Annotated in this window: 6 protein-coding genes; 3 read left to right on the top strand and 3 right to left on the bottom strand. The window is 71.9% G+C overall.

The window, feature by feature from the left end; translation table 11 throughout:
* Together AB0G02_RS24780 and AB0G02_RS24775 are read right to left on the bottom strand one after the other, a co-directional pair.
* A partial coding sequence (locus AB0G02_RS24780) for an alpha/beta fold hydrolase (protein WP_360797876.1) occupies positions 1–942 on the bottom strand: 942 nt, incomplete at its 3' end.
* Positions 943–1,022: 80 nt separating this feature from the next.
* A complete protein-coding gene (locus AB0G02_RS24775) occupies positions 1,023–1,463 on the bottom strand; it encodes an Lrp/AsnC family transcriptional regulator (RefSeq protein WP_360797874.1) in 441 nt (146 codons plus the stop codon).
* 79 nt (positions 1,464–1,542) lie between these two features.
* On the opposite strand from AB0G02_RS24775, the gene AB0G02_RS24770 reads away from it, so the two are divergent.
* A complete protein-coding gene (locus tag AB0G02_RS24770; RefSeq protein ID WP_360797872.1) occupies positions 1,543–2,415 on the top strand; it encodes an MOSC N-terminal beta barrel domain-containing protein in 873 nt (290 codons plus the stop codon).
* Here the strand turns inward: AB0G02_RS24770 and AB0G02_RS24765 are convergent.
* Positions 2,402–3,346 carry a GNAT family N-acetyltransferase gene (locus AB0G02_RS24765; protein WP_360797870.1) on the bottom strand — a complete coding sequence of 315 codons (945 nt, stop codon included), beginning with the start codon at positions 3,344–3,346 and terminating at the stop codon, positions 2,402–2,404. The genes AB0G02_RS24770 and AB0G02_RS24765 overlap by 14 nt on opposite strands.
* Positions 3,347–3,956: 610 nt before the next feature.
* Between AB0G02_RS24765 and AB0G02_RS24760 the strand changes: the two genes are divergently transcribed.
* The gene (locus AB0G02_RS24760; RefSeq protein WP_360797868.1) at positions 3,957–5,354 is read left to right on the top strand and encodes a family 43 glycosylhydrolase; all 1,398 of its coding nucleotides are present in this window, start codon (positions 3,957–3,959) and stop codon (positions 5,352–5,354) included.
* Between the two features lie 17 nt (positions 5,355–5,371).
* Positions 5,372–6,808: a glycoside hydrolase family 43 protein gene (locus tag AB0G02_RS24755; RefSeq protein WP_360797866.1), complete on the top strand. Its 1,437-nt coding sequence runs from the start codon at positions 5,372–5,374 to the stop codon at positions 6,806–6,808.
* Positions 6,809–6,923 lie beyond the last annotated feature (115 nt).

The following is a 6,923-nucleotide window of genomic DNA, read 5'->3' as shown; positions in this document are numbered from 1 at the left end:
GCCCGCGTTGCCGACGTCCGCGAACAGAGACGCCAGGAGGTCCCAAGCACCGTCCCGCAGGTCACCGAACGCCGACGTGATCAGGTCGGCCCGGCCCAGGCCGATCCGGTCCGCGGCGACCAGGGCCTTCTCCCACGCCGCGTGGACGTCCTGGCCGTGCAGGGCGCACGAGGTGCTCTCCGCGCACCACGCGGCGAAGGCGGTGAACGCCTCCTCCACCGCACGCGCCCGGTCCAGCAGGAAGTGCCGCAGGTCGGCGCTGTGGTCGATCACGCCGTCCAGCACCATCGAGCGCACCCGCGAGCCGAACAGCTCCGCGTACTGCTGACCGAGCAGCGTGCCGTAGGAGATGCCGTAGAAGCTGATCTTCCGCTCGCCCAGCGCCGCGCGCACCGCGTCGAGGTCCCGCGCCGAACGGGCCGTGTCCACGTGGTCGAACGCGGGGTTGCGGGCGCGGCAGTCGTCGCGCACGGCGAGGTTGTGGCGGGCCAGGGCGGCGAACGCGGCCTCGTCCGCCGGGTCGTCCCCGGGGTTCTGCCCCATCAGGTCCGACGAGCAGCGGATCACCGAGCTGTCGTTGGTGCCCAGCTGGTCGAAGCCGACGACGTCGAACCGGGCGCGCACGTCGGCGCTCAGGTACGGGGCCTGGGCGAACAACGCGCCGGACCCGCCGGGACCGCCCGCGTCGACGAACACGACGCCGATCCGCCGCGACGGGTCGGTGGCGCGCACCCGGGACACGGCCAGGTCCACCCTCGGGCCGCGCGGGGCGGCCCAGTCCAGCGGGACGGACACCGTGCCGCACTCGGCCGCGGGCTGGTCCGGGCACGGCTGCCAGGCGATCGTCGCCGCCTCGGCCGACGGCGCGGCCCCGGGCAGGCTCGCGGCCGGTGCGACCACGAGGAGGCTCACGGCCAGCGCGGCGAGGAGCGATGTCCGCATGGTGTCCCCCAACGTGAGCGGAAGCGCCCAGTCTGGTGACGCCGACGCGTCGAGCGCAACCCCTCCGGCCCGCCAGGGCGTCACGGCTCGTGCTTGATCGTCTTCATGGTCAGGTGCGAGTCGACGCGGCCGATGCCCGGTGTGCCCTCCAGGCGTTCGGTGACGAAGCGCTCGAACGACTCCAGGTCCGCGGTCGCGATGCGGAGGAAGTAGTCGGGCAGGCCGAACATGCGGCGGAACTCGACGACCTCGGGGTGGGCGGCGACCTGTTCCTCGAACCGGGCGACGGTGGCGCGGTCCTTGACGGCGAGGTCGACGTTGACGACCACCTCGAACGCGCGGCCGGTCCTGGCCGGGTCGAGGCGGGCGTGGTAGCCGGTGATCACGCCGTCCTGTTCGAGGCGGCGGACCCTGCGCAGGCACGGCGCCGGGGTGAGGCCCACGCGGTCGGCCAGTTCGGTGTTGGTCAGCCGTGCGTCCGCGCGCAGCTGCTCGATTATTGCCCGGTCGATGCTGTCCACGCGCCATTGTTGCTCACAAGCACCAAATACAGCAGCAATAGGCAATCGCGTTGCGCCCGATCCTGTCTACTGTTGCCGCGTGGCGACCATCTCCGAGCTGTACCACTACCCGGTGAAGGGCTGTGCCGGCGTCCGTGTGCCGGCCGGTGCGGTCGGTCCGGCGGGTCTGGAGCACGACCGATGCTTCCTGGTCACCGACCTCGCGGGCACCTACCGGTCCCAGCGCCGCGACCCGTTGTTGGCCACGATCCGACCCGAGGTCCGCGAGGACGCCGGGTGCCTCAGCCTGTCCGCGCCCGGTGCGGGCGCGATCCGGGTGCCGGTCGACCAGACCGCGCCTCGACGGTCCGTCACCCTGTTCGGGAACCCCTACACCGGGATCGACCAGGGTGACGACGTGGCGGCGTGGCTCACCGCGGTCCTCGGCGCACCGAGCAGGTTGGTGCTCGCGCCGCCCGAGCACCGGCGGGTCACCGACGGCCTCACCCCCGGCACGTCCGGGTACGCCGACAGCTGCGCGGTGCACGTGCTGTCCGAGGCGTCGCTGCGGGAGCTGAACGAGCGGATCACCGCGGGCGGCGGCCGACCGGTGCCCCTGAGCCGGTTCCGGCCGAACGTCGTGGTCGACGGCTGGGACGCGCACGAGGAGGACCACGTCCTCCGCCTCACGGCGGGTGGCGTCGAGCTGGGCTACGCCAAACCCGCGACCCGCTGCGCGGTCACGGTGGTCGACCAGCTCGACGGCACCCGTGTCGGGCCGGAGCCGCTGCGCACCCTGGCCACCTACCGCCGTGCCACCGCCGGCGGCGTGGTGTTCGGCGCGAAGCACGCCGTCGTCCGTCCCGGCCGGATCGCGGTGGGCGACGTGGTCACGACCGTCGAGCGGTCCGAGGACGACCCCGTCGGTGCGCCGGCGTCCCGGCGCAGCAACGGCCCGATTAGCCGGTCTTGACCAGCGGCGCGTCCCGTGACAACTCCCGGAAGCCGACGCCGCGGTACAGCTCGCGGGCCTGCGGGTGTCCCGGCGCACCGAGGCAGGCGACCGTCGCGTGACCGGCCCCGGCCGCCCGCGCGAGGTGCATCCCGTGCAGCAGCACGGCCCTGGCCAGGCCTCGGCGCCGGTGGCCCGGGTGCGTCCCGACCGGCTCGAACTCGACGGTCCGGTTCACCTCGTCCAGCCACATGATCGTCGACGAGGCCATCGTCCCGTCCGGCGCTTCCACCAGGACGTGCAGGTCGCCGCGGTAGGCCGTCGTGCGTCGGACGCCCTCGTAGGCCCGGGCCGTGTACGACGTGGGCGCCCACGCGTCGACGTGGGCCCGGACCGCGGCCTCCGGTCCGGCCTCGTCGGCGGTGCGGAACCGGAACCCGTGCGGCAGCACCGGCTGCTCCACGTCGGTGAGATCCCGTTCGTTGAGCTGGGTCCAGTACCCGGTGTCCCCGAGCGAAGCCGGGTCGGTCACGTAGCCGTGCGCGGCCCACCGGCCCAGCCCGAACCCGTCGGCGGCGCTCGGCAGCACCGTGCGCTCGACGGCCCCGGCCGCGGTGTCGTACCAGTCGATCACCTCGTCGACCAGCGCGGCGTGCTCGGGGTGGACCTGGTAGGCCAGGTAGGCGGCGGTGACGTCCCGCACCGACCCGTCGGTCCGCGTCACCCGGTGCGGGAGGTGCGCCCAGGCCCACGCCACCAGGTCTCCGCCGGACAACCACAGCCGACGCGGTCGGTTCGCGTCCTCGCCCGCGTGCCCCCGGCCCCAGTTCCAGGCCAGCTCGCCGAACGACGCGTCGCTGCTCACCAGGTCCGGGCGGGTGGCGGTGACGCGCTGCGCCAGACCCTGCATGAGGTGGAGGTCCGCCGCGGTCACCAGCTCGACGTTCGCCATGTCGCGTCACTGTGTCAGGGCTCCGCGGTGCCGTCGAACGGATATCCGGCGGAGGGCGCGGGCGTTTCGCGGATCACCGGATCGGGGATCCGCTTCCCGCGGTCGAGCACGGGCCCGACGAAGCGGACACCCTCACCGCGCTGCGGGTCGACGCGGCACCCCGGTGGGTCCGAGCGTTCCGAGTGCTCTTGGAACCGATCCTGGTCGCGGTGGTGGTGGCAGTCCTGTTCCGGGTCTGGGGCGACGGGCCGCTCGCGCGGGTGGTCGTGGTCGCCGCCCTCCCCTGCCGGATCGCTGGCGCGTGCTCGTGCCCCGCTGACCGGGTGGGCCGCCGGGGCGCGCGGCGCCACCCGCGGTTCGGCGGACCGAGCGTTCGCGGTCGAGATCGGATCCGCGGGTGAAGGCTTGCGGCTCCGATAGTGTTAGCGATAACATCACTTCCGTCGTTTTTGCCGCGTGCGCCGTTCCGAATGCGCCCTGATCGCAGCACATTTCTTTGTTCAGCCGACGAACTACCATCGCCTCCGCACCACTCCAGCGCTGTTAGCGATAACAGAGGCCGTCCGAGAGGGCGGCCGGTACCGCCGACCAACGAAGATCGGAGCGGACCATGCACCGACGAGCACGCACCTTCGCCGTGCTGGCACTCGTCACCGTCAGCACGCTCGTCACACCGGCCGGTCCCGCGCACGCGGACACCCTGCCGACCGGCGCCCGGTCGTTGGAGTCGGTGAACTTCCCGGGCCGGTACGTGCGCCACGCCGACTACCTCGGGCGGGTGGACCCGGTGACGTCCGGCAGCACGGCGCAGGTGAAGTCGGACGCGACCTTCACCGTCGTCAACGGGTTGGCCTCGCCGTCGTGCTACTCCTTCCAGGCCGCCAACGGCCGGTTCCTGCGCCACTACGACTGGCGGGTGCGGCTGGAGACCAACACCGGTGACGCGACGTTCCGCGCGGACGCCACGTTCTGCGCCGTCGCCGGGTCGGTGTCCGGTTCGGTGTCGCTGACGCCGTTCAACCACCCGGAGCGGCGGGTGCGGCACCGCAACTACGAGCTGTGGGTGGACACCTACCAGGACACGGCGGCGTTCCGCGCCGACAGCTCCTTCCGCCTCACCGCGCCGTGGACGCCGAAGACCACCAAGGGGCCGGTCATCCCCGGTCTGTTCGCGGACCCGCACATCACGAACTTCAACGGCCGCTACTACCTCTACCCGACCACCGACGGCTACGCGGGTTGGTCCGGCACGTACTACAAGGCGTTCTCCTCCACCGACCTGGTGAACTGGACCGACCACGGCGTGATCCTCGACCACGGCCCGGACGTGTCGTGGGCGGACAACTCGGCGTGGGCGCCGGCCGTGGTGGCCAAGAACGGCCGCTACTACCTGTACTTCAGCGGCGGCGCGGCGTCCGGCGACACGGGCAAGCACCTCGGCGTGGCGGTGTCGGACTCCCCCACCGGCCCGTTCCGCGACGCGCTGGGCAAGCCCCTGATCCGGGCGGGCACGTACGCGGGGCAGGCCATCGACCCGATGGTGTTCACCGACGACAACGGCCAGTCCTACCTCTACTGGGGCAACGGCACGGCGTACGTCGTGCCGCTCAACGCCGACATGGTGTCGTTCGACGCCACGAAGGTGCGCACCATCACCCAGAGCGGCTTCCGCGAGGCGTCGTTCGTGTTCAAGCGCAACGGCACGTACTACTTCATGTGGTCGGAGAACGACACGCGCGACGAGGACTACCAGGTCGCCTACGCCACCGGGACGTCACCGCTCGGCCCGTGGACCAAGCGGGGCGTCGTGCTCCAGAAGCGGCTCGACCTGGGGATCAAGGGCACCGGGCACCACTCCGTGGTCAAGGCCCCCGACAGCGACACCTGGTACGTCGCCTACCACCGGTTCGCCGTCCCGGCCGGCAACGGCACCAACCGCGAGGTCACCGTCGACCGCATGGCGTTCAACGCCGACGGCACCATCGCCCCGATCGTCCCGACCCTGTGATCAAGGGAGATCCGCCAGTGTCACGAGTCCTGCCCAGGGTCGGCGCGCTGCTCGCCGCCGTGGCCCTGCTGTTCACCTCCTGGTCGGTCGCGACCGACCGGCGTGCCGAGGCGCTGGAGCCGTTCACCGGGTACCTGATGGCCCACTTCATCGGTGAGCAGGCGACCGGCGAGCAGATCTACCTGGCCCACAGCCGGGACGGCCTGCACTGGACCGACCTGAACAACGGCGCCCCGGTGCTGCTGTCCACCGTCGGCACGCGCGGCGTCCGCGACCCCGCGCTGGTCCGCTCCCCCGCCGGCGACCGCTACTGGATCATCGCCACGGACCTGCGGATCGCCAACGGCACCTCGTGGTCCGACGCCGCCAACAACGGCAGCAGGTCGCTCGTGGTCTGGGAGTCCGCGGACCTGGTGAACTGGTCCGCGCCGCGCCTGCTCGACGTGGCCGGCGCGATCCCCGGCGCGGGCGACGCCTGGGCGCCGGAGGCGATCCACGACCCCGCGACAGGCGACTACGTCGTCTACTGGGCCACGAACGCCACCCTGAACGGCGTCAAGAAGCACCGCATCTACTACACGCGCACCAAGGACTTCCGCACCACCACCGCACCGGTGCTCTACATCGACCGCGCCGGGACGCAGGGCATCATCGACACCCAGATCGTCGAGTCACCGACCAGCGTCGGCGGCTACCGCTACTACCGGGCCTCCGGTGACGGCCAGATCACCGTGGAGGGCGCGAACTCGGTCCTCGGGGCGTGGACCAGGATCGGGGACCTGTCGCACCTGGGCATCACCGGCAGCCAGGTCGAGGGCCCGATGTGGATGCGGTTCAACGGGCGCGACCAGTGGGCCCTGTGGCTCGACCAGTACTCCAGCGGCCGCGGGTACATGCCCGTCCTGTCCACCAACCTGGGCAGCACCCGCAACTTCCAGACCACGACCGACTACAACCTCGGCGGCACGCGCAAGCGCCACGGCTCCATCCTCAACCTCACCTCCGCCGAGGAGGGCCGGGTCCTGGGCAAGTGGGGCGCCACCACGCCCGTCAACCGCATCCAGTCCTACAACTTCCAGGACCGGTACGTGCGGCACGCCGACTTCGACGTCCGCATCGACCCGAACGTGAGCCCGGTGCAGGACTCGCAGTTCCGCGTGGTGCCCGGCCTGGTCGGGTCCGGGACGGTGTCGATCCAGTCGACCAACTACCCCGGCTACTACCTGCGGCACTACAACTACGACTTCGTGCTCGCCGCCGACGACGGCACGGCGACGTTCAAGGCCGATGCCACGTTCCGGCAGGTCGCGGGGCTCGCGTCGTCGTCGTGGTCGTCGTTCCAGTCCTACAACCACCCCGACCGCTACATCCGCCACTACAGCTACCTGCTGCGGCTCGACCCGATCACCGACGCGGCGGGCCGCGCCGACGCCACCTTCCGGTTGACCGGCTGACCTGACCGCGGTCGGCCCGGCCCGCGGGTCCGGGCCGACCGCTCAGCCGAGGACGAACGGGAGCTTCCCGGCGAGGTCGCCCAACGCGGACCGCTCGGCGTCGGTCGGCGCGCGG

Origin of the sequence: Actinosynnema sp. NPDC023658, assembly GCF_040639995.1 — a bacterium.
Lineage (GTDB): Bacteria > Actinomycetota > Actinomycetes > Mycobacteriales > Pseudonocardiaceae > Actinosynnema.
This window is presented reverse-complemented; position numbering and strand designations above follow the sequence as displayed.

Excerpts from the sequence above, each read along its gene's own strand:
- AB0G02_RS24760 (WP_360797868.1), top strand. The coding sequence starts at position 3,957 with ATGCACCGACGAGCACGCACCTTCGCCGTGCTGGCACTCGTCACCGTC.
- AB0G02_RS24765 (WP_360797870.1), bottom strand. The coding sequence starts at position 3,346 with ATGGCGAACGTCGAGCTGGTGACCGCGGCGGACCTCCACCTCATGCAG.